The organism is Sutcliffiella sp. NC1, assembly GCF_027594365.1.
GTDB classification, from domain to species: domain Bacteria; phylum Bacillota; class Bacilli; order Bacillales; family Bacillaceae_I; genus Sutcliffiella; species Sutcliffiella cohnii.
Genome location: NZ_CP115153.1, coordinates 3820970 through 3843473 on the forward strand (window position 1 = coordinate 3820970; position 22504 = coordinate 3843473).

Below are 22504 nucleotides of genomic sequence, written 5' to 3' on the forward strand. Positions count from 1 at the left end.
GCTTTTTTCTAGAATGTACACGCTAAGCATATATGTGCAAAAAAGACCACTAGAATGATACTCTAGTGGCTTTTCTTCCACACACGTTTATAAATCTATGCTGGGAAGGCTTGTCCAACTTCATACTGATTATCTAACACTAAAATTCCCTTTTCTTGAGGAGCGTTTGGCAATGCTAATTCTTTTGCTGAACAAATCATTCCAGACGAAGCAACTCCTCTTAGTTCTGCATCTTTAATTAATAAACCACTAGGCATTACCGCTCCTACTTTTGCAACAACTACTTTTTGTCCAGCATCTACATTAGGTGCGCCACATACAATTTGAAGCACTTCTGTACCGACATTAACTTGACAAATACTTAATTTATCTGCATTAGGATGTTTTTCTTTTCCCTCTACATACCCAACTACAAACTTTGGACTTAAATCAGGGTTTAAGTATCCTTCCATACCAGTTTCGTTTAAAACTTTATTAATTTTACTAACTAGTTCTTCTGTTAAGGTTACAACGCCATTTTCTGATTGCACGTTCATATAAGAGGAAACTTGAAATATGTTATATCCTGCTATCTCATTCGTCTCTTTATCAACTATTTTTGCAACGTTTCCTTTCACTTCCGCAACACGGTTTTCTATATTAATATCTTTTAAATAGATAATAAGAGTATCTCCAATACCATCTTTATTATAAAACACATTCATTTTCACTAACTTCCTTTCCAATGTTATTCTTTATTGTTTTTTCCTAATATAAAAATTGGTTCTAACTTGCCTTCTTCGTATAAGAACGATAGAGCTGTTATCGGTATTTTCCCACTTACAAAGAAACTCATCGTTAGTTCTGCAAGTATATCGTACCCTTTTTCGTTACGAATATCACCAATAATTAATACATCTTGATGGGGAACAGAAATTGTCATCGTCCCAACTATATTCTTCTTCATACTATTTAAAAATGAATCATTTAAAATTCTACTTGCATCATAGCCATCATTAGAATTTATAAAGTAGAAGCTATTGCCTGCAACGGTATCTTCTTTTACAGCTGTAGGTAAGGATCGTACATTAAATAGGGCCATTTCTTTCATTGATTCTAAATTTAAATTTTCACGCTCCGCAAGTTTTTGATCAATTAACCGATATGATTTCCCCATATCAATTGCATAATATATCCTCGTTTCCGCTGTATGATCGTCATAAACTAATGGTATATCATCACTCGTTTTTGTAGGAAATGAAGTAGAACGAATAACAGGATATATATTACGTTCTTGCCCATTTAACGTTACCTGTCGTTTCATACTAGACAACGTTTCTTTAACATAATATACATATTCCATTATCGCGTTTTGACCGTTCTGCTCGTATTTTGCTATAAGACCAGGTAGGGAAATGGTTACCCCTTTTTTACTCTCTTTATCTTCTACTCGCACAGAATCCTTTTCTCTATCATATGTAAACACCCAATTTTCGTGGGCAAGCTCTTTTTCGAGTAAGTTTTTTAATTGAATACTTGTCATTCGTGACAATGTAAAAGCTCCCTTCATGAAAAACCATTATACTTATCTTTACTCTAACAAACATCTTTTTTATTTTACAATAAAACTACTATGACAATAAAGGGGAACTACTTATTTCATATCTAATCTTTATTACTCTAAATTTTATCAGTCCGTTTAACTTATTCTATTGATATTTGATTGAACTAATTATAGTCGCAATTCCTCCCCCTTATATCTAAATTTTGATAGTAAAAGGCTAGGAGACTTTTTAATGCATACACATTGGCTAACGTTCTAATTTTTCCTATGTAATACTTTAGATGTATGAGCAGTAAATAGTTTTAGTCGGAATAGACTGTTTGCTATTTTCGCCACTCTCCGTAACGATAATACCTTAGTCACGCTTATTCTTATAGGAATATCTTGAATAGGCATTAATAACGATTTTATTCCACATACCCCCACAAACAAATTAACTAGTACCTTTATCCTTAATAACGATTAATATATTTCCCTTTACTTTTCCTAATATTTTCCTCAAACAAAGAAAATTTCCCAACAGTTTCTAGCTCTAACGTACTCCATTTTACCTACTACAAGATTCTATCACATATAACTAAATAATTATTTTCTGAAAATTCAAAATTACTTCGACGAAAATCGACACTTTTCTATTTCCGCTTTACGTACGATTAAATTGTCACCTAGACAAACTACATATTTATTTACAGGAGGCAATTTTTAAAAGAAGGGGGGACTGTCTTTTTAAAGTTTTAGATCAGCTCGCTATTTAGGAATTGCATTTTTTCTGTGAGCTCGATTGGTTTAAAAAAACTATACTTTTTAAAGGGGGATGGCATATGCGCCGAAAAATGAGCGTATATAAAGTATTTATGTTAATGCTTTGTTTGTTGTTAATCGCACCAAGTTTTATGTCAGTAAGTGCAGCTACAACAAAAGGCGTTAGCGTCGCAGTTAATGATTCAAAAGAAATTGCTGCTGCAAAAATTAGTAAAACGTTAAATGATCAATTTAACAAAGATGAAAAAGTAACATTTCTAATAAAGTTTAAAGAGCAAGTTGACACAATGGCAATTGCTAAACAAGTAGAAAATGAAGCTACTGTTCAAGCAGTAACAGCAGCGCAAACAAAACTTATGAAAAGAAATGTGTTAGTTTCTGAGCTTCGTTCGACTGCTATTTCTACTCAAGCTGACGTGAAAGCTTATTTAGAGAAACAAGAAGCAGCTGGAAATGCTAAAGATATTCAATCCTTCTTCATTGTAAATGGAATGGCAGTAACTGCTACGAAAGAAGTTATGGAGAAAATCGCTTCTTTCCCAGAAGTAGAAATGATTACGCCAAACGAAGAAGTACAATTATATCCATCTGTAGAGGCACCTGCTGGTACTACAGAAAATGACAAAAATACTCCTACAAACGACAACGTTGAATGGAATATTCAACAAGTTGGAGCTCCACAAGCTTGGGAAATGGGTGTGGATGGCCAAGGTGCTGTAGTTGCCGTTATGGATACCGGGGTACAGTGGAATCACCCAGCATTAATGCAGCAATACCGAGGCTTTGACCCAGCAAATCCTAATAGCCCTACTCATACTTACAGCTTCTTTGATGCAGTTTCTGGTCAATCAGCAGCATACGATGACCATGGGCATGGTACGCATGTTGCTGGAACAGCAGTAGGTGGGGAGCAAAATGGTACAAACCAAATTGGTGTCGCTCCTGGAGCAAAATGGATTGGTGTTAAAATCCTAAACGCTTCTGGTAGTGGTTCTCAAGCCCAAATTTTAAATGGTGCTCAATGGTTACTAGCACCAACTGATGCGAATGGAAATCCAAACCCAGCGATGGCTCCTGATATCGTTAACAACTCATGGGGCGGCGGAGCAGGAATGAACGAATGGTTCCGTCCAATGGTTCAAGCATGGAGAGCTGCAGATATTTATCCTGTGTTCGCAGCTGGTAATACAACGTTAACAAACCCAGGTGGTCCTGGATCTGTGGCAGTTCCAGCTAACTATCCTGAAAGTTACGCAGTTGGTGCAACTGACGTGAACATGAACTTAGGTAGTTTCTCTTTACAAGGACCTTCTCCATATGGGGAAATGAAACCAGAAGTATCTGCTCCTGGTGTGAACATTCGTTCCGCTACTCCAGGTAGTAATTATCAAGGCGGTTGGAACGGTACATCCATGGCTGCTCCACACGTTGCCGGTGCAGTTGCTTTATTAAAACAAGTGAATTCATCGTTATCGATTGATGAAATTGCGGAAATATTAGAAAATACTGCAACACCAAGAACGAACGCTCAATATCCAGAAGCACCTAATAACGGTTTCGGTCACGGTATCATTAATGTGCACGATGCTGTGTCTTCTATTATTTCTGGGTTAGGGAAAATTAAAGGCCAAGTAGTTCGTGATGGTGAAGATGATGAAGCACCTACATTTGAACATACTGCACCTGCTGAAACATATGCAGGAATGGCACTACCATTAAGCATTGACGTTCAAGATAATGTAAGTATAACATCTGTAACACTTCAATATGAAAATGCTGAAGGTGAATGGGTAGACGTTGAAGCTACTCGTACTTCTGGCACATACAACAATGCAACGTATCAAGCAGCTATTCCAGGCGATGAAATTGCTGTTCCATCTGTTTCCTATAAGTTCCACGTTGTTGACTTTGGAGGAAATGAAGTTACAACTGATACGTATGAAGTAAGCGTTCAGCCTGGTATTTCTATCGGTTATTTCCAAGACTTTGAATCAGATCCAATTGGCTGGTACTCTTTTGGTGACAATAATAGCTGGCAATGGGGTGTTCCAACAAGTGGTCCAAATGGAGCGTATTCTGGTGAAAAAGTATATGCGACAAACCTAGCTGGAAACTATGACAACCGAGCAAATATGACTCTTGTTATGCCTCCAGTTGAATTACCTGAAGATAGCGAAGCTTATTTACAATATAAGAGCTGGCATAACCTTGAAACTCGTTGGGATTTCGGTCACGTATTCGTTTCTACTGACGGAGGAGAAACGTGGACACAAGCTTATCGCTTTGATGACGTAACAAATGGCTGGGTAGATCGTGAAGTTGACTTATCTCAGTACGCTGGTCATACGATTTTAGTTGGCTTTAACGTTACAACTGATGGTAGCGTTGTTCGCGTCGGATGGTATTTAGATGATGTTCAATTATCTGATGAACCTTTAGCAGATGGAGAAACTGCTATTGCAATTACGAAAGAAGATAACAATGTAGCAGCTAAAGATGAAAAAGTTGACCCTGATAAGATTGTACCTGCAGGTTCTCTTGTAGACTTTAATGAAGTGAATGATAGTGCAGTTAACACTTCTGGGTTACCTTTAAATGCTCAAGTAACAGTAGTAGAATCTAACCGTTCTGTTAATACGAATCCAGCAAACGGACAATATGAATTACTTCATGCAGCGGGTGAATTCACAGTGAAGGCTGAAGCATATGGCTATTATCCAGCTGAACAATCTGTTAACATTCCAGCTGACGGTGAAGCAACTGCAAACTTTGTATTAGATGAAATTCCACAAGGAACAGTTACTGGAGTAGTAACGAATAGTGCAACTGGAAATCCAGTAGCAGATGCAACATTATTACTTGTTGAAGATGCTGCTATCGCTCCTGTTGAAACAGATGAGAATGGAGCATTCACAATTTCAGCATATGAGGGCGAGTATACATTAAGAGTAATGGCTCCTTCCTTCTATAGTGAAGACGTTACGATCACAGTTGAAGGAAACAGCTCTACTGAACAAAACATTAGTTTACGACCGTTCATTGGATATCCAGGAGAAATTGGATACGATGATGGAACAGCTGAAAATGCACGTGCATTTTACGATGCTGGAAACGGATGGGCTGTGAAAATGTCTTTACCTGAAGGACATAGTCAAGCATTAGTAACTGGAGGCTTATTCCGCTTCTGGGATACTAGCTGGCCAACTCCGGGTGGAACTGACTTCCAAGTAGCAGTATATGATGCAACTGGTCCAGACGGGTCCCCTGGTAATAGATTAGCTGGTCCTATCTCAGCTACCGCTTTACGTACGGGTGAATGGACAAATGTTGACCTATCAGAACACGGTATTATCGTAAATCAAGATTTCTATATGGTTTACATTCAATCACATCCAAATCCAAATGCACCTGGTTTAGGAACAGATGAAGATGGCCCTAACGCAGGTCGTAGTTGGCAATTAGTTGGCGGTGCATGGTCTCCTTCACCTGAAGCAGAAGGAAACTATATGATTCGTGCAACTGTTAATTTTGAAGTAACACCTCCAACAGTAACTTCACCTGTTGATGGTACATTTACTAATCAAGAAGTTGTTACAGTAGAAGGATCAGCAGCTCCTACTACAACAGTACATGTATTAAACAATGGTGAAGAAGTTGCAGAGGTTGCTACATCAGATCAAGGTACATTTAATGTAGATATTGAACTACAACAAGGAGTAAACGTATTAACAACAAAAGCATCTACAGCAAATGGTACTACGGAAGAATCTGAACCAATTACGGTTGTATTAGATCAAGAAGCGCCAGAGTTAGCAATTACTAGCCCTGAAAACAATTCTAAAACTAACCGTGAAACAGTTACCGTTACTGGTACTGTATCAGATGAAAACCTTGATTTTGTAAAAGTAAACGGTAGAGACGTAGCAGTAAACGACGGTCAATATTCTCAAAGAGTGATGCTTGAGAATGGGGAAAACATTATTACGGTTGTAGCACAAGATAAAGCAGGTAATAGTACGGAAGCATCTGTTGTTGTAGATGCAAAATATACTGCTCCTGCAATTACAAACTTAGCTCCAACTGATGATGTTTATTTAAGAGCAGGAGAGTCTGTAAAAATTGAGTTTAATAGTGACCCTGGATTAGATGCAACATTTACAATCCGTATGCCACTGACAAACACAAATGCAGACCTTTATAACCAAGAATTATACAATGCGATGGAGTTACCTCTTCGAGAAGTTTCTCCTGGATATTATGTAGGCTATTGGACTGCTACTTCAAGCGTTCAAGCATTTGGTGCAGAAATTGAAGTAAAAGTACAAGATGATTACTCAAATGTTACTCGTCAAATCGCAGAAGGAAAATTATTCATTAACGTTAGCAATGGTGGCGATGATAGACCTGGCAACCCTAATCCAGGTAGACCAGATAACCCTGGTAAAGGTAAAGGAAGAAATTAATAAGTAAAAGAGGGCCAAATTGCAATAGCAGTTTGGCCCTCTTTATTATACTAATGAAGTTAGAAAACTTTCTATTTCTTCCTTAGTTTTACGGTCTTTACTTACAAACCTACCTGCCTCTTCCCCATTCTTAAAGACGAGAAAACTCGGTATACCAAAAATATTTTGTTCTACGCAAAGATCGATGTACTCATCTCTATCAACGTAAATAAAAGTATAATTGTTGAACTTCTCCATTATTTCTGGTAAAAACGGTTCTACAAATACGCAATCTGGACACCAACTTGCAGAAAACATGAATACAACATCTTCATTTTCTCGCAAAGCACTAAACTGTTCTACTGATTGTAATTTTTCCATTAATTTATTCTCCCCCTGTATTAATCTTCATATCACCAAGTTGTATATAGCCTTTTTTCCTCATCCATTCTGACAATAGTAAACTTATCACAGCTGGTGCAACGATGTGAAGTATAACAACTTTTAAAAACACGACGGCAGAAAAGCCCATCGAAGTAAACGTCATAATTTGTCCAACGAAACCACTAGTCCCCATCCCTGCCCCTTCAGGTACATTTGTCATTTGAAAAATGGTAGTCGCAAATGGGGCAACGATTACAGCTGCTATTGTTGGTGGCAATATAATAATTGGTTTTTTTACAATATTAGCTACTTGAAGCATAGAAGTACCGATTCCTAACGCAAGTAAACCGGACGTCTTATTTTCTCTATAGCTACTAACTGCAAATCCTACCATTTGAGCTGCGCAGCCAATCGTTGCTGCACCGGCGGCTATTCCATCAAGCTGGAGCATTATAGCAATAGCTGCAGCTGAAATAGGAGCAGTTAATGCCCAGCCCATTAATACTGCAACGATAATCCCCATAATAATTGGCTGTTGTTCTGTTGCCCAAATAATAACGCTACCGAAGTATTGCAATCCCCCACTAATTGGTGGACCTACAAAAGCGGCTATTAAAAAACCAGAAGCAATGGTTACAAACGGTGTAACTAAAATATCTACTTTCGTTTCTTTTGATACAAGTTTCCCAACTTCTGTAGCAATAAGTGCAGCAATGAAACTACCAGCTGGACCTCCTAATGGCGCACCAGCAGCACCAGCTATTAGTGCAGAGAAAATAACTAACGGTGGAGCTTTTAATCCGTAAGCTACAGCAACCCCAATTGCAGGTCCCATTAATCCCATCGCAAGTGCTCCCATATCAATTAAATATGTACTTACTGTTGGAAGTAATGTTTGAATCTGTTCACCGACAGTTTTAATAATTAATCCTATAATTAAACTAGAGAATAAACCTAGCGCCATATAAGACAAACCGTCAATTAAATATACTTTAATTGATAGGGTTACCCCTTTTTTTTGAAAAAATTGCTTCATTGTTACTCTCCTTTTATCGTCACTATTCTATTTTTTATCATAACTTATTTGTCGTTCATGTAAAGAGAAAAAAGAATTATCAAACTTTTATTGAGAAAATGGCGAATTATGTCTATAATTGTCTTAATATAATAAATATTTACCAAAATTACATAATTCAATCTTTCTATGTTTCTTATGGGGGTTAAAATGAAAACTATTAGAGGAAGAGTTACATTTATTTTACTTACATCAATCATCGGATTTGCAATCGTACTATTATGCAACTTTTTATTTTATTTCGTTCAGAGTAATGCTAAGCAACAAGAGACAGAACTTCTAGAAGCTGTAAATGGAAGTAAAGAGATTAAATTTCTATTTGCTGATACTAGAAGAAGCGAACAAGAATTTTTGCGTCAACCTAGTGAAGGATTAGGCAATACTATAAAATTAAATATTGAAGAAATAGTAAACATGTCTAATTCATTATCGGAACAATTTTCTGATTACTCTTCGCTTGTGGAACACTTTACTAGTATTGAACAATCAGTAACTACTTATTTAGAAGAATTTACTCAGCTAGAAAGTTTATACAAGGAAATTGGATTTGATGCTTATATTGGACTCCGTGGAGAAATTCATAGCACAGCCCGGAATTTAACAGTGAATGTTTCTAACAATCAAGAATTAGAATCCACTCTTTTAAATATTCGTCTTAATGAGCAGCAATATTTAACAACGAGACAAGAAAATGCATACCGTGATTTCAAAAGTGCAGCGGAAAACCTACAATCTCTTCTTTCTGAAAATATAGCAGAGGGTGAAGAACAATCTCCGGCACATAACTATTTAAATTTATACGTCGAATCTATGGATCAAATTTATCGGAATTATACACAATCAGTTGGGTTGATCCGTAATTTCGGAGAATTAAGCTCAACAGTTGAAAATAATGTACAAGAAGTTGAAAATGGCGTCTCTACTATTCAAAGAGATTTACAGTCAGACCTTGATAGTAGGAACCAACTTATTATGACTTTCTCCATTATTATTAGTATCGTGATTCTTCTTTTCTTAAGCATTACTGGCTTTTTCTTAAATCGTAATATTAGAAATTCTATTCAATCGCTAAAAGATGGAGCAGCAAAAATAGGTAATGGTAATTTTGCATATCGAGTTCCCATTACGACAAAAGATGAAATGGCCGATTTAGCAGCAACTTTTAATAAAATGGCAGAAACGATGCAAAGTTCTTTACTGAAGATTATGTCTGCTTCCGATAATTTACATTCCGCTTCTCAAAATCTAGCAGCGATTTCTGAAGAAACGACAGCTCAATCAACGGAAGTAAATGAAGCAATTAAACACGTCGCAACCGGCTCTAGTGAACAAGCTAGTCACATAGAGGAAGGAAATACGATATTAATTAATGTAAAAGCAGCAATTGATCGTACTAGACTACTTAGTCAAGAGATAAAGCAAAAAGCAGATCAAGCGCAACTTACTGGTGAAGAAGGACTTACAATTGTCGAGGAATTACAATCATCGTCTGAACAATTCTTATCGTTAGCCAATTTATTAACAGAAAGAATTCAACAAACTTCAAAGCAATCACAACAAATTAATTCTATTGTAGGAACTATTCAAGAGATTGCAGAAAACACAGATTTACTAGCTTTAAATGCAACGATTGAATCTGCAAGAGCAGGTGATGCTGGAAGAGGTTTTGCGGTAGTAGCCCAGGAAGTTAGAAAACTTGCGGAACGTTCAAAAGAAGAAGCAATGAATATAAAAAAATTAGTCTCCACCATTAGTAAACAGATGGATACTTTGACGGAAGAAGCCGAACAATTAAGTGAATATAGAAACTACCAACGAAAGTCTGTAGCAGATACAAAAAACTCATTTGTAAACATTACTAGTAACGTAGGAGAAATACATGCAAAAGTAAGTTCTGTACAAATTGCTGTTGATGAAGTAAATGAATCAAATAATTCTTTAGCTGAAAAGTTAACGGAAGTTCAATACATTTCCGAACAGGCTGCTGCTACATCTGAAGAAGTTAGTGCATCTAGTGAACATCAAATAGCGGCTATTGAACAAGTAAATGAAGCAGCTATTTCGTTATCCGATATAGCAACAGAACTTCAAGACGAAGTAAATCAATTCATTGTGGAAGAGCATGCACATAATGAATTGGAAGAAGAGCTTAGTGAAGATGAGGAACATGTAGAGGAAGAATTAGACGCAGGGAAAGAAAATACGGATGAAACACATAATGAACAGTTCAATGAACCAAAAAAATAATTTAAAAAAAGTTGAGTCTAATGAAGGACTCAACTTTTTCTATTGTTAAAATATATCTTAAAAATAAGCTTCATTAGGAAAAAACATCACTTGCATTGGTTTCTACCTTAAAATACATTTAAGTTAGCTTGTCCCTATTCAATACACTGTCAGTTCTAATCTTTGAAAAGAATACTTTAAAGGGATTATTCTTCTCCTTCAAGATTGACAGATGAAACAATTTCCACCATTTTTCGAACGCTATCTTCCATGTTGTTCGTATCGGTAACTGTTGTTATTTTAACTCCACCTATTCCAAATGTTACTTCGTATTCTCCGTCTTTTTGTTGTTCTTTATCAATAATTAAATAGACAAATTTGTTGTCTTTCATAAATGATTCATTAATTAATACATTATTGTATGAAAGTAGTGTAGATTCAAAGACAACTTTTGAATCGTCCTGCTCAAATGGGTTAACAAAAAGGATGTACAATTGTTCTTTATCATTGAGGACTACATTATTAGAACCTTCTATATCTTCATCTACTGTAAATCCACTAGGTATATAATATGTAAAATCTTCTCCTTCAGCTGTTCCTTCCATTGGTTCCATTTCAAGTGTCTGCTCTAATGCCAGTTCTGCGTTGCCTAATGCATCCTTTTCTGATACATTACATGCCGTTAATAAAAGGAGACTTAATAGAAAGACAATACTGACGAAGATTCGTTTATTCAATGTGTTCCACTCCTATACACTAATTTAACAATTTTACTCACTAATTCTATATTACCGAACTAAAATCGAAGACTCAAGACTATTTTACTATTATATTATCTAAATTTTCCGTTTTTTCGCAACTCTACTTCATACTTACTATGCTAATCAGTTTCAATATTCCCGTTTCCTATGATAGACTAAAATGTAGATGTTGTAAAAAATAAACTATATAGGGAGGTATGAACTTGAATTTACTTGTATATCTCGCCGGAGAAATTCATAGTAATTGGAGAGAGGAAATTCAAGAAAAGGCCAAGGCATTACAGCTCGATATTCAATTTGTTAGCCCAATGACAGATCATCATCGATCTGACCATATCGGAGAAGAAATACTCGGTAAACAACCTAATGCTATTACAAAAGATGAAGCTGCTTCTCAAATTAACAACTTACGTACTACTATATTAATGAAAAAAGCAGATTTAGTAATTGCCCTATTTGGCGAAAAGTATAAACAATGGAATACAGCAATGGATGCTAGCACTGCAATTGCCCTTCAAAAACCATTAATATTAATTCGTCCTGAATCGTTACACCATCCATTAAAAGAGCTTTCTAATAAAGCAGATGTAACGGTTGAAACCGTTAATCAAGCTATTAAAATTCTTAGCTATATTTATGAATAATTGAAAATGAAGTAAAAGTATAGCTTAGCTTTTTCTACTAAGCTATACTTTTTTTAAAATTTATCTCCACCACCAAGATCTAGAACCGTACGGATATTCTACTCTACTATCCATATGAGTAAAACTACTTTCACTATAAATACCACTAAAACCGGATGTTTTCGCAGCATTTTGTATCGTACTATTTGATACACCTGACACTCTAATATCTGCCGCTATCCCGTACGTATGTTGACTATTAGAAGCCCCTCCTACATTTCGGTTATGAGATACACTTCTAAACCCCGAATTAACAATAATTGGCTTGTTTCCAAGCTTTACACGTACAGCTTCTAGCTTGTACATCATTCGCCTTACATTTTCTCGAACTGTCGCCTCACTAACATTACCACCTCTAAATCCACTACCATCTTTGGAATGGAATTCGCTATAATTAAAATGTTTCGTTCCATTAGACCGTTCAAGGTCATTTAAGACCGCTTGTGTTTGAGGACCAACGATACCATCTACTGAGAGTCCGTATGCTCGTTGAAATCTTTTGACTGCAGCTGTTGTTTGCGGGCCAAATTGACCATCTACACCGACATAAGTTTGGGTTGGAGAATCAGCTGCCCAACCTGCAACACGAATTTGAAGTTCTCTAACATCCGCCCCTGAGTGACCTTCTCTTAATGTACGATCCCAATTGTATGCACTCGCCTCTGGAGCCGAAAAAATCGAAACACCTATCCCTACTAACAACATTAAACAAAAGCTAAATAAATATTTTACTAGTTTCCCTCTCACTTCTATCCCTCTCCCTAATAAAGAAATATCAAGGTTAATTAACCATGCTTATGAGCTCATTAAATATGTATCCTACTTTAAGAGATTTAGAAGTGTTTTTATAAAATCAGTAATAAGTTACTAAACTATTAATAAAAATAAGGATTGCTAGTAATTCTATCTACTTACTTTTTACTTTTTATTTTTCATTACATATTGCCATTGACCTAGTAACAGTTTTACAACATGTTCAAACATAGCAGCTCTATTCATTGCTCCATCAGTAAATATTCCTATTGCTCCTTCTTTTTTTCGAATGCCTTCTTTGCTGCAATATTGATCCATTAAATCTCCAAGTTCTTTTCCTGCTAGTAATTGATCCTTAAACTCGATTGGTAGTGGGATTTTAGCACCACTGGCACTAAACTCCTCTCCATTTTTAGTAACTAGTGCACCCCAATTACATAAATATATCGTCTCATTCATCATTACAACACCGCCCTCTAGACCAATTCCAATTGTTCCATTGTTAAGAACTAAAGCATTCTTTGCGCGATTAATAGCTCCCTTAGCAGTTTCTTCATCCCCGATTGGTTGGGCCTTAACGCCAGAAGGAGCATTTACTGTCAAAACGTTCCCTTCTATTTGTAAGCTAGACAAAGCATTTTTTAATGCACGTATTTTAGTAGGGTTGTTCGACCCGATAATAAACGTTTCCAAATTTCTTACCTCCATAAATCATCGGAAAAGCGATGAGGCCAATTCCTCATCGCTTTTCTTTCCTTTTTATTATCTTGCTTTTATTGATTCTACTGTTGAACGGTCTGATGATTTCACTAGCTTCACTAATAATTCTTTTGCTGCTGCATAGTCATCAACATGAACGATAGATGCGTGTGTATGAATATAACGCGAGCAAATTCCAACTACTGCTGAAGGAACTCCTTCATTAGAAATATGAACTCTTCCAGCATCTGTACCACCTTGTGAAATGAAATACTGATAAGGAATATTATTAGATTCTGCTGTATCTAAAATAAAATCCTTCATTCCTTGATGTGTAATCATGGAACGGTCAAATATTCTTAAGAGAGCTCCTTTTCCTAATTGACCAAATTCGTTTTTGTCTCCAGTCATATCATTAGCTGGCGATGCATCTAGAGCAAAGAAAATATCCGGCTTAATCATATTTGCTGCTGTCTGTGCACCGCGAAGACCAACTTCCTCTTGAACCGTTGCACCAGAATATAAAATGTTCGGAATTGTTTCTCCTTGAAGTTCCTTTAATAGTTCAATCGATAAACCACAACCGTAACGGTTATCCCACGCCTTCGCTAACAATTTCTTTTCATTCGCCATCGGTGTAAAAGGACAGATTGGAACAATTTGTTGACCTGGTTTAATACCAATACGTAGAGCATCCTCTTTATTATCAGCACCAATATCAATTAACATGTTTTTAATTTCCATCGGCTTACTACGTTTCGCCTCGTCTAATAAATGTGGTGGAATAGAACCAACTACGCCAATAACCGGGCCGTTATCTGTAATGACTTGCACACGTTGAGCTAATAGTACTTGACTCCACCAGCCACCAAGTGTTTGGAATCGTAGCATTCCATTTTCCGTAATCGACGTAACCATAAAACCAACTTCATCCATATGACCTGCTACCATTATAGTTGGACCGTTTTGATCTCCTCGTTTTACCCCAAACACACTTCCTAGTTTATCTTGCACAATTTCATCCGAATACTTTTCTAACTCGGATCGCATAAATTTACGAACTTGATGTTCAAAACCCGGGGCACCAGGTAATTCTGTTAACGTTTGAAATAATTGCTTCGTTTCATTATTCATATGTAGTTCCCCTTTTCTTTTCTAATGTATTTAGATTATCTAAATATTTTTATTATTATTGTACCGAACTTTTTCCGCTCTTTCCAGTTACTAGTTACAATTCTTTTTAAATAAATGTATAATGAAACGGAGAAGACATTCGCCTAATACTGTTATATAAAAAATTTCTTTTCTAAAGCTAAAATAAGAATCCTTTTAAAGCATACACTAAAGCTAAAAGGCTATAGATAGTATTACCTAAAGAGGAGGGATAATATTGAAGTGGAAAACATTTCTCTTAGGTGCTGGTGTTGGAGTAGCTGCTGCTCTCCTTGTACATCAAGCAACTAAAGATCAGCCCATTAGACCTGAAAAAGCGTTAAAAATTGCGAAAGATGCTTTCAAGCAGAAAGGACCAGTGGATGGAAGTTGGATTCATATGGTACCTGAAAAATATTTCCGTAATGAAGTACCTCACGATGTATTCCGAGGAGGAATATCGAGAAGAGTAAATGGCGAATTAGAACAATATGAATTTATCGTTGATAAGCTGAATGGAACTATATTAGATGTACAAAAGCTTGATCCTGTGGGAGTTTAAGGGGATAAGAGCGTTAACACTTCAAATATTCCTGATTGTTCCTTAACCGTAAAAAGCGCTGACTGTCATGTCAACGCTTTTATTTTATATAATACATCTTTTAAAAAATAGGTCATTAACGAACCCTTTTAACACTATCTGTTATCGTAAAGGAGTCATCCCATTTTATCGCACGGTAATAAGCATCATGATAAAAAGTATACCAAGCATTTTGCTTTTGTCCGTATTGTAACCACTTTTCTTTAGCAAAAATAGAAGTCATTGGATAATCATCGTATGCCATTACCCAAAGTGGTGGTTGATGTGCATGGGTTGCCATTAAATCAGCAAGATGTAGCACCATCTCCCCTCCGTTTATTATCTCAATAATTGAGTGACCATCACTATGACCACCTGTATGAATCATTCGAATTCCTTCGATAATTGTAATTTCTTCTTGAAACGTTCTTATTTGATGTTGAATGCTTTTCCAATTCATTTCCCAATATGTATTTTTTGATCTCACGTTTGGATTTCTCATTTCATCCCACTCTATTTGGGAAGCGTAAATGGTTGCATTCGGAAAGACTGGTTGGTAATCTTGCTTCTCTTCATCCCAAACGGTTAATCCACATGAATGGTCATAATGCAAATGTGTCATGAGAATGATATCAATATCATGTACAGTTAACCCTAATGCTTCTAAATTGTTTTGAACATGTGATTCAGATAAAACCCCAAAATTTCTTTTTTGTTTTTCTGTTAGTTTGCCATTACCAATTCCTGATTCAATTAATATATTTTCATTACCTGTTTGTAGCAATATCGGATCTGTACGAAGCTCAATTTGATTTTTTTCATTTACCCCATATTTTCTGTCCCATAACGGCTTAGGAACTACTCCAAACATCGCTCCACCATCTAAGTGTGTTACTCCCCCATCTAACCACGTCAGTTTCCAAGCGCCTAATTTTAAAGTTTCCATTGCATTCCCTCCCTTTTCCTATTGTATCATCGTGACCGTAAAGTCGCATTATTCAATTAATAGAAATATACATGTTAAAAGCTAGGCCTATTAGACCTAGCTTCTCTTTTTATACAAATTGAACTTCACAGCGATAAATAGGTTGTCCCATTTCAGAAAACTTTTTCTCATACTCGGTCATTATATTACCTTCGAAGTTACTTTTATGAAGGTCTAAACTAATATAATTTAGTTTCAGACCATATTCATTAAAACTTAATAATGAAAATTCGAATAAACCACGGTTATCTGTTTTAAAATGAATTTCTCCATTATCAATTAAAATTTCCTTGTATATATCAAGGAAGCCTTTATAAGTTAACCTTCTTTTCTCATGTCTTTTTTTCGGCCAAGGATCCGAAAAATTTAAATAAACTTGCCCTATTTCAGAAGGAGCGAAGTAATTTAGCAAATCAGCTGCATTCACTTGTAATAATTTTACATTAGGAGCCCCTAATTCAATTACACGTTCTAAAGCTTTTACAATAACACTTTCAAAAAGTTCAATTCCTATATAGTTAATATGCGGGTTTGCTTTAGCCATACCAGTTATGAAGCTTCCTTTACCAGTTCCAACCTCTATATGAATCGGATTATCGTTACCAAACAACTTATGCCAATTCCCTTTTAACTCCTCAGGATTAGGAATAATGTATTGTGGATTTTGAGCGATAAAATCACTTGCCCAAGGCTTATTACGAATTCTCATGATAGCACCTCATCTTATTCATTTGTATAGTACAACTTTCTGTTATTTATAAATACATGTAATGAAACAAAGGAAAAAACCGATCTAAAGGGAAAGACCGATTTTTGTCATGTATAAGAATATGAAAACCGTCAAACTCTATTTATAGTCATGTGAAAAGGAGTGTAAATGCGTATGTCGTTAAATTATCAAGACCAGTTACACGTATTGAAGGATATTTTAGCTGACCACCAATTTGATTGTTGTGGTTCTGTAGCCGAATATGAACAGTTAGAGCGACTTATTAAGTCATTAATGGTAAATGCAGACATTGATCAAAATGTAAAAAATATTCTTTCTGATATTTATTCATATAGTCAAACTGGTCGAAATATAAAAAATGTGAATGATCACGTGCTAGCTCACCAAGATCAGCTTACAAATTGGATTGATAGTATCGACCAATATTCATAATCGATTACGAATTAGATAGTAAGCCTTTTAAATATTGTAACCATGATGAACTTTCTTTTTCTATATTTTTTTGAGTATACCAATGGATGGATAATATTGTTTGAGCTATAACATACCAATGCATTCTTTGCTTTAAACTGTCCGTTAATGGTAGGCCGTACGTATCTAACCAGGCCTTCCATTCGTCTTTTGGGATATACCAGTACAATAGCATTCCTATATCTATAGCTGGGTCTGCAATCATTGCCCCATCCCAATCAATGAGAAAAAGCTCGTCTTCATTCGAAAGAAGCCAATTGTTATGGTTTAAATCGCAATGGCAAACTACCTTTTCACGATAATGCATGTTAGGTAATTCACGCTTTAAATATTGGAGTGCATTTTGAATCAATTCCAATTGAAAAAGTTCGGGTGAAAGCTGACTTTGAATATCATCTAATATCATTTTAGGGTCAAGTGGTTCTTTTCCTAAACGAGTTAGCATATCAAGAAGCTCTTTAGAATGATGTATTTTCTTAAGTAGCTTAGCAACACTCTCCATATTCATATCACTCGGTTTAAGCTCACGCGAACTTACCCAATGTTGTGCTGTTATGACATCTCCATTTTCTAACCGTCTTGTCCAAACTAATTTTGGGACAATACCTTCAGCTGACAAAACAGCTAAAAATGGAGAGGAATTTCTTTTTAAGAACAGCCTTTTATCTTGATTTATAGCGGAATAAGCTTCGCCGGTTTGGCCACCTGCCGGGCTTATTTCCCATTCATCACCTAATAAATGCTCCAACCATTTCACCTTCAATTTCAACACTACTTTTCATTTCAATTTATTTTTAAACTTGTCATTATTTGTTTTAAACAAAAAAGACAGCTACTGAGCAATTTACAATAGCTATCTTTTAAATTTTATCTCCATTTTCTTATTAAATCAAGTACTTGTTATAAACCAATTATTGTTGCATTAAAACGGCGGTACTTATTATAGGCATATCAATGATTTTTTTCACTGAAAACAGTGGCGTAATACTAGATTTTTGATCATATACAAGCATTTTCCATTCTTGATCGTTTGGGAGTTCAATTTTTATGTTTTCTAAACCGCTATGATGAATAATAACTATATCTTTCCATTCTCCATATTTTTTTACATTTGTAAGATGATAAGCTAGCGTATTTTCCGACTCCTTAAAAAATACTAGATGTTCCTTAATTTGCTCTCTCGATGAAAATCGAAAAGCCCCATGGGATTTTCTTATTGAAATTAACCCTTTTACAAATTTTACGGTACTTTCGTTCTCGTCTTTTCTAGCCCAGTCTAACCAATTAATGTTGTCAGGTGAACGATAACTATTTTCATCACCATTTTTCGTCCGAAAAAACTCTTGGCCAGCATGTAGAAATGGTATACCTTGTGATAAAAGGACGATCGAAATTGCTAGTTGCTGACGTTTCTTCCTTACTACTTCATTTTCATGTGCAAGGCAAACATTCATCTTATCCCACATCGTATGGTTGTCATGAGACTCGACATAGTTTACAGAGCAAGATGGGCTATGAAACAATCCTTTTCCTTCGTTTCCACTTATTACAGACCCCGCAACGCTTTGCTTTAACGATATTATTTTATGTTTATTTCCTAATACATACCCTCGATCAAACAAATTAAACGTACTCCCCTTTATTTGATCTCGAAAATAATCATTAAAATAACTTATTCCATTCGTTAGCTTACTGTTGCTAATCATTGCTTTTTCATTGGAAGGAAGAGGAGTATTAAGTTCCCAACCTTCTCCTAATAGTAGACAACCAGGTTTAATACTATCTACTTTTTCTCTTATACTGTTCATCGTAGTGATATCTAAAATACCCATTAAATCAAACCTAAAGCCATCTACATCATATTCTGTTAACCAAAAAGCGATGGAGTCTATAATAAACTTTCGTACCATCTTTCGTTCAGAAGCAATATCGTTGCCAACTCCTGTGCCATTCGATGGCATCCCATGTTCATCATGTCTAAAATAGTACCCGGGTACTATTTTTTCAAAAGACGAATCTTCTCTTACATATACATGATTATAAACTACATCTATAATTACTTTTAATCCTTCCTCATGTAATGATTGAATAGCTTTTTGGAGCTCCACTATTCTACTATAAGGATCTGATGGATTTTCTGAATAACTTCCTTCTGGACTATTAAAACAAATTGGGTTATAGCCCCAATTATATTGTGCTGATGGATTTTCTTCATCTACTCCACCAAAATCGTTCACTGGAAGTAATTCCACATGCGTAACACCTAAATCTTTCAAATAATGTAGTCCTGAAGGCTTTCCATTTAATGTTGTTGTGTTTTTTTCAGTAAAAGCTAAATATTTACCTTTATGCTTCATACCGCTAGAAGGATGAACAGAAAAATCACGAATATGAAGCTCATATATGATCGCATCTGTAGGGTTTTGCAAAGTTGGCAAACTGAATTTTTTTACTTCCTTTATTTTTTTTGGATTAATAATAACTCCCGCAGAACTATTAACGGTTACAGCTGTTGCGTATGGATCAATAGCTTCTCGCCATATTAAATTTACACATACTAAAAAAGTATATTCATACTTTTCTAAATCCCCTTTTAACGTAATTCTCCATGTACCTTTTTCTGATCGAATTAAACTGTATTTCGAGACTTTTCCTTCAGGGGTAGTTATTTTTATTTTTACTGCACTTGCGGAAGGTGCCCATAGGCAGAAACTACATTCTTCCTGACTATACGTTACACCGAGGTCGTTTTTATCATAGAAAAAAAGTTCGTCAAATAATTCCGTTCTTATAACAGCCCCGATTTGCAGATCCGTTTTTCGGTTATGTTCATCTATTATTGTATAGCTATTCTCAACCTTTAGCGGAAAGGCAGAACTGCATACGTATTTTTTGGCATTTTCTAATTGTTGTACATCCGTAATTGTTAAAGGCTCTGATTTGTCATTGTATGTTATTGTAAAATGAGTACTGTCGCCATTAAAAGTGTTATTCGGAAGAAGTATCGTTATTTCATCCATTTTGTCTAAAAATGCTTCAAAATCTCTTTTTACTACTAACAATTTCATCACCCCTTTACTAAACATATAACATATAAAGAAATGCCCATTTTATCACTTGAAAAAATGAGCATACAATTAATAAAACATTTACTCTTTACTTATTTCCATTCCGGCCGCTCTACAAACGTAGATTGACAATGTTGTAAAAGTTTTGTAGCAATTTTTAATTGTGTGTGTTTCATACTTAGCGTGTTTTTTCGCATTTTTGTAAACCAGTCTTCGTAGGATCGTTTATCTATCCATTCAATATCAGACGGTTTGTCAGCAAAATCGATATAGCCATCCTTACATAAAACAACCTTCTTTATAGGTATTTCAATCGAATAATGCTCTTTTATGTTTTGGACGATGTTAAACATTCTATTTAAACTAATTAACGGATTAACAATCTTACGCTCTGATTGTCCATCCCTCAACTTCCAAAAACGACCGGTTTCCCCTAAGTACACATATCCTTCCCCTTCTTCTAATACTGTCATACATACTATTTCCGTTGGGGTTATGAAAATATGTTCTAATTGGACTGGTGCTTGCTTTGCAATAATAATCGGATGATACATTAAAAAGTATGTATCCGGAAAACGTTGTAAAAAATATTTTAACAGTGGATCTTGTTTGTATTCTTTATTTAAAAATGACATCTCTCGTATAGTAGAACTCGCCCATCTTAATTGATATGGGTATAGCGCATCTAAAAATAATTGTTTTTCTTCCTTTTCAGAACGGCTATTTTGAATAATATGTTTGTAATCTATAAGGAGTTCACCGTTCTCATTATTATTTTGTTCCTCTTTTATGAATGGTGTTTCGTCTTTTTTCCGCTTTATATTATTCCAGAGACTTGATAGTCTCGTTTCTTTTTGCTCTTCCGCCATCTCCTCAGAAAAAGTTGGCTCTGTATGTAGTTTTTCTTTTGCTTGTTGTAATGCATTCCACTGCTGCTTCTTAAATCGAATATATTGATTAGAGTATCGATATATGTCTGTTTCATAACGAGAAATATAATCTTGTAATTTTAACAGTTGTGCCATAAGTAACCCTTCCTTATTTCCCTTTAGATGAGAAAATCTTGCCTTTTATAATCGCCTATAATGTAAATCTTAATGTGAGAACCTTAAAAACTCATGAAGTAACTAATAGCGTGAGGTAAAATTAGTGCATAGATTAAGGCAGACAATGTCATACTAATAGAGCTAACTGCCCCTTCCTTTTCACCATATTCTATCGCCTTCGCAGTACCTATACCGTGAGATGCACACCCGTACGCTATACCTATTCCAATATAATGCTTTACCCCTACACTTTTTAAAATATACGGCCCTAAAACAGCACCACTAACGCCTGCAATCATGACAAAAACTGACGCTAAACTTGGAATACCACCTGAAATAGTAGCTAAATCCATTGCAACTGGTGCAGTTACTGACTTTGGTAGTATCGAAATAGCAATACTTTTATCTAATGAAATAAAGTTTACAAAAATGAAGCCTGTTACAATACCAGAAGTGATGCCACTACCAATTCCGATGAAAAGAGGAGTTTTATATTTTATCATTTTCTTTCTTTGTTCATAAAGTGGATATGCTAAAGCTACAACAGCTGCACCTAGCAATTCATGAATCCATCTTCCACCTGTCATATACGTCTCATATTCGAAATCAAATAATATTAAAATAACGATAATAGCTATTACACTTGTAACGATTGGCAACAATAGTGGATTCTTTATTTTAATGTACAATTTTCTCATCGCTAAAAATACGATAATCGTTAGCAATATAAAGAAACTACTCATGCTGTTTCCTCTTCTTTACTATTATTTTGCTCTTCTTTTTTCTCTAAGTAAGTGGCTGCTTTTTGACCTAACAATCCTGAGATGAGCATCACTAATAATGTACTAATAAAAACAGCTAAAATGGCCAAAAAGCCTTTCCCTACAAATAAGGAAAAGTAATCCATTACACCGACTGTTGCTGGAATAAATAATAGTGGCATATAAACTAATAATGTAGATGCTCCTGTTTTGAGGGTGTTTACTTTAACTATTCCTAGCATTAATAATAGAAATAATAGTACCATTCCAATAACACTACCTGGAATCGGAATATTCCACGTTTGTTGAATAACGACGCCTATTCGATAAAAGCCGTAAAGAATGATAATTTGAAACATTATTTTTAACCATTTCACTTTTCG

The 22504-nt window shown here is 35.4% G+C and carries 20 protein-coding genes; 5 read left to right on the top strand and 15 right to left on the bottom strand.

From position 1 onward, the window contains the following. Window positions 1-95 precede the first annotated feature (95 nt). Window positions 96-704, bottom strand: coding sequence for a YtpR family tRNA-binding protein (ytpR, locus tag O1A01_RS19880; protein ID WP_270064815.1), 609 nt, complete (start codon window positions 702-704; stop codon window positions 96-98). 23 nt (window positions 705-727) lie between these two features. Next, window positions 728-1522, bottom strand: a complete 795-nt coding sequence (locus O1A01_RS19885) for a DUF1444 domain-containing protein (RefSeq protein ID WP_270066441.1) — start codon at window positions 1520-1522, stop codon at window positions 728-730. An 842-nt stretch (window positions 1523-2364) separates the two neighbouring features. Between O1A01_RS19885 and O1A01_RS19890 the strand changes: the two genes are divergently transcribed. Next, window positions 2365-6768 carry a S8 family peptidase gene (locus tag O1A01_RS19890; RefSeq protein WP_270064816.1) on the top strand — a complete coding sequence of 1468 codons (4404 nt, stop codon included), beginning with the start codon at window positions 2365-2367 and terminating at the stop codon, window positions 6766-6768. A 45-nt stretch (window positions 6769-6813) separates the two neighbouring features. Here O1A01_RS19890 and O1A01_RS19895 read toward each other — a convergent pair whose 3' ends face one another. After that, window positions 6814-7128: a thioredoxin family protein gene (locus O1A01_RS19895; RefSeq protein WP_270064817.1), complete on the bottom strand. Its 315-nt coding sequence runs from the start codon at window positions 7126-7128 to the stop codon at window positions 6814-6816. Window positions 7129-7132: 4 nt separating this feature from the next. After that, window positions 7133-8167, bottom strand: a complete 1035-nt coding sequence (locus tag O1A01_RS19900; protein WP_270064818.1) for a PTS sugar transporter subunit IIC — start codon at window positions 8165-8167, stop codon at window positions 7133-7135. 189 nt (window positions 8168-8356) lie between these two features. On the opposite strand from O1A01_RS19900, the gene O1A01_RS19905 reads away from it, so the two are divergent. Further along, entirely contained in the window at window positions 8357-10453 is a 2097-nt protein-coding gene (locus tag O1A01_RS19905) for a methyl-accepting chemotaxis protein (RefSeq protein ID WP_066413208.1), read from the top strand. A 185-nt stretch (window positions 10454-10638) separates the two neighbouring features. Here the strand turns inward: O1A01_RS19905 and O1A01_RS19910 are convergent, their stop codons facing one another. Further along, the gene (locus tag O1A01_RS19910) at window positions 10639-11169 is read right to left on the bottom strand and encodes a hypothetical protein (protein ID WP_066413210.1); all 531 of its coding nucleotides are present in this window, start codon (window positions 11167-11169) and stop codon (window positions 10639-10641) included. Between the two features lie 227 nt (window positions 11170-11396). Here O1A01_RS19910 and O1A01_RS19915 point away from each other — a divergent pair, with 227 nt between their 5' ends. Beyond that, window positions 11397-11837, top strand: a complete 441-nt coding sequence (locus tag O1A01_RS19915) for a YtoQ family protein (protein WP_066413213.1) — start codon at window positions 11397-11399, stop codon at window positions 11835-11837. 60 nt (window positions 11838-11897) lie between these two features. Here O1A01_RS19915 and O1A01_RS19920 read toward each other — a convergent pair whose 3' ends face one another. The 3 genes from O1A01_RS19920 to O1A01_RS19930 all read right to left on the bottom strand — a co-directional run bounded on the left by O1A01_RS19920 (window position 11898) and on the right by O1A01_RS19930 (window position 14462). Next, window positions 11898-12623, bottom strand: coding sequence for a D-Ala-D-Ala carboxypeptidase family metallohydrolase (locus O1A01_RS19920; protein WP_235858074.1), 726 nt, complete (start codon window positions 12621-12623; stop codon window positions 11898-11900). A 171-nt stretch (window positions 12624-12794) separates the two neighbouring features. Further along, a complete protein-coding gene (locus O1A01_RS19925; RefSeq protein WP_235858076.1) occupies window positions 12795-13322 on the bottom strand; it encodes a DUF84 family protein in 528 nt (175 codons plus the stop codon). A 69-nt stretch (window positions 13323-13391) separates the two neighbouring features. After that, window positions 13392-14462, bottom strand: coding sequence for a M42 family metallopeptidase (locus O1A01_RS19930; protein WP_066413218.1), 1071 nt, complete (start codon window positions 14460-14462; stop codon window positions 13392-13394). A 256-nt stretch (window positions 14463-14718) separates the two neighbouring features. Between O1A01_RS19930 and O1A01_RS19935 the strand changes: the two genes are divergently transcribed. Next, window positions 14719-15042, top strand: coding sequence for a PepSY domain-containing protein (locus tag O1A01_RS19935; RefSeq protein WP_066413223.1), 324 nt, complete (start codon window positions 14719-14721; stop codon window positions 15040-15042). Window positions 15043-15157: 115 nt separating this feature from the next. On the opposite strand, the gene O1A01_RS19940 is transcribed toward O1A01_RS19935, so the two are convergent. Next, window positions 15158-16006: a YtnP family quorum-quenching lactonase gene (locus O1A01_RS19940; RefSeq protein WP_066413225.1), complete on the bottom strand. Its 849-nt coding sequence runs from the start codon at window positions 16004-16006 to the stop codon at window positions 15158-15160. A gap of 109 nt (window positions 16007-16115) precedes the next feature. Beyond that, complete coding sequence (gene trmB / locus O1A01_RS19945) at window positions 16116-16754, bottom strand: tRNA (guanosine(46)-N7)-methyltransferase TrmB (protein ID WP_066413227.1); 639 nt, start codon at window positions 16752-16754, stop codon at window positions 16116-16118. 174 nt (window positions 16755-16928) lie between these two features. Here trmB and O1A01_RS19950 point away from each other — a divergent pair, with 174 nt between their 5' ends. Next, on the top strand, window positions 16929-17207 hold the full coding sequence (locus O1A01_RS19950; RefSeq protein WP_066413229.1) for a YtzH-like family protein: 279 nt from the start codon (window positions 16929-16931) through the stop codon (window positions 17205-17207). 4 nt (window positions 17208-17211) lie between these two features. Here O1A01_RS19950 and O1A01_RS19955 read toward each other — a convergent pair whose 3' ends face one another. The 5 genes from O1A01_RS19955 to O1A01_RS19975 form a co-directional block, all read right to left on the bottom strand. After that, on the bottom strand, window positions 17212-18009 hold the full coding sequence (locus O1A01_RS19955; RefSeq protein WP_174522356.1) for a phosphotransferase family protein: 798 nt from the start codon (window positions 18007-18009) through the stop codon (window positions 17212-17214). Between the two features lie 148 nt (window positions 18010-18157). Next, window positions 18158-20308 carry a type I pullulanase gene (gene pulA, locus O1A01_RS19960; RefSeq protein ID WP_066413233.1) on the bottom strand — a complete coding sequence of 717 codons (2151 nt, stop codon included), beginning with the start codon at window positions 20306-20308 and terminating at the stop codon, window positions 18158-18160. A gap of 98 nt (window positions 20309-20406) precedes the next feature. Beyond that, complete coding sequence (locus tag O1A01_RS19965) at window positions 20407-21339, bottom strand: NERD domain-containing protein (RefSeq protein WP_066413235.1); 933 nt, start codon at window positions 21337-21339, stop codon at window positions 20407-20409. Between the two features lie 83 nt (window positions 21340-21422). After that, window positions 21423-22103, bottom strand: coding sequence for an LrgB family protein (locus O1A01_RS19970; protein ID WP_066413237.1), 681 nt, complete (start codon window positions 22101-22103; stop codon window positions 21423-21425). Then, window positions 22100-22498, bottom strand: coding sequence for a CidA/LrgA family protein (locus O1A01_RS19975; RefSeq protein WP_235858078.1), 399 nt, complete (start codon window positions 22496-22498; stop codon window positions 22100-22102). Before O1A01_RS19975 ends, O1A01_RS19970 begins: the two co-directional genes overlap by 4 nt. Window positions 22499-22504 lie beyond the last annotated feature (6 nt).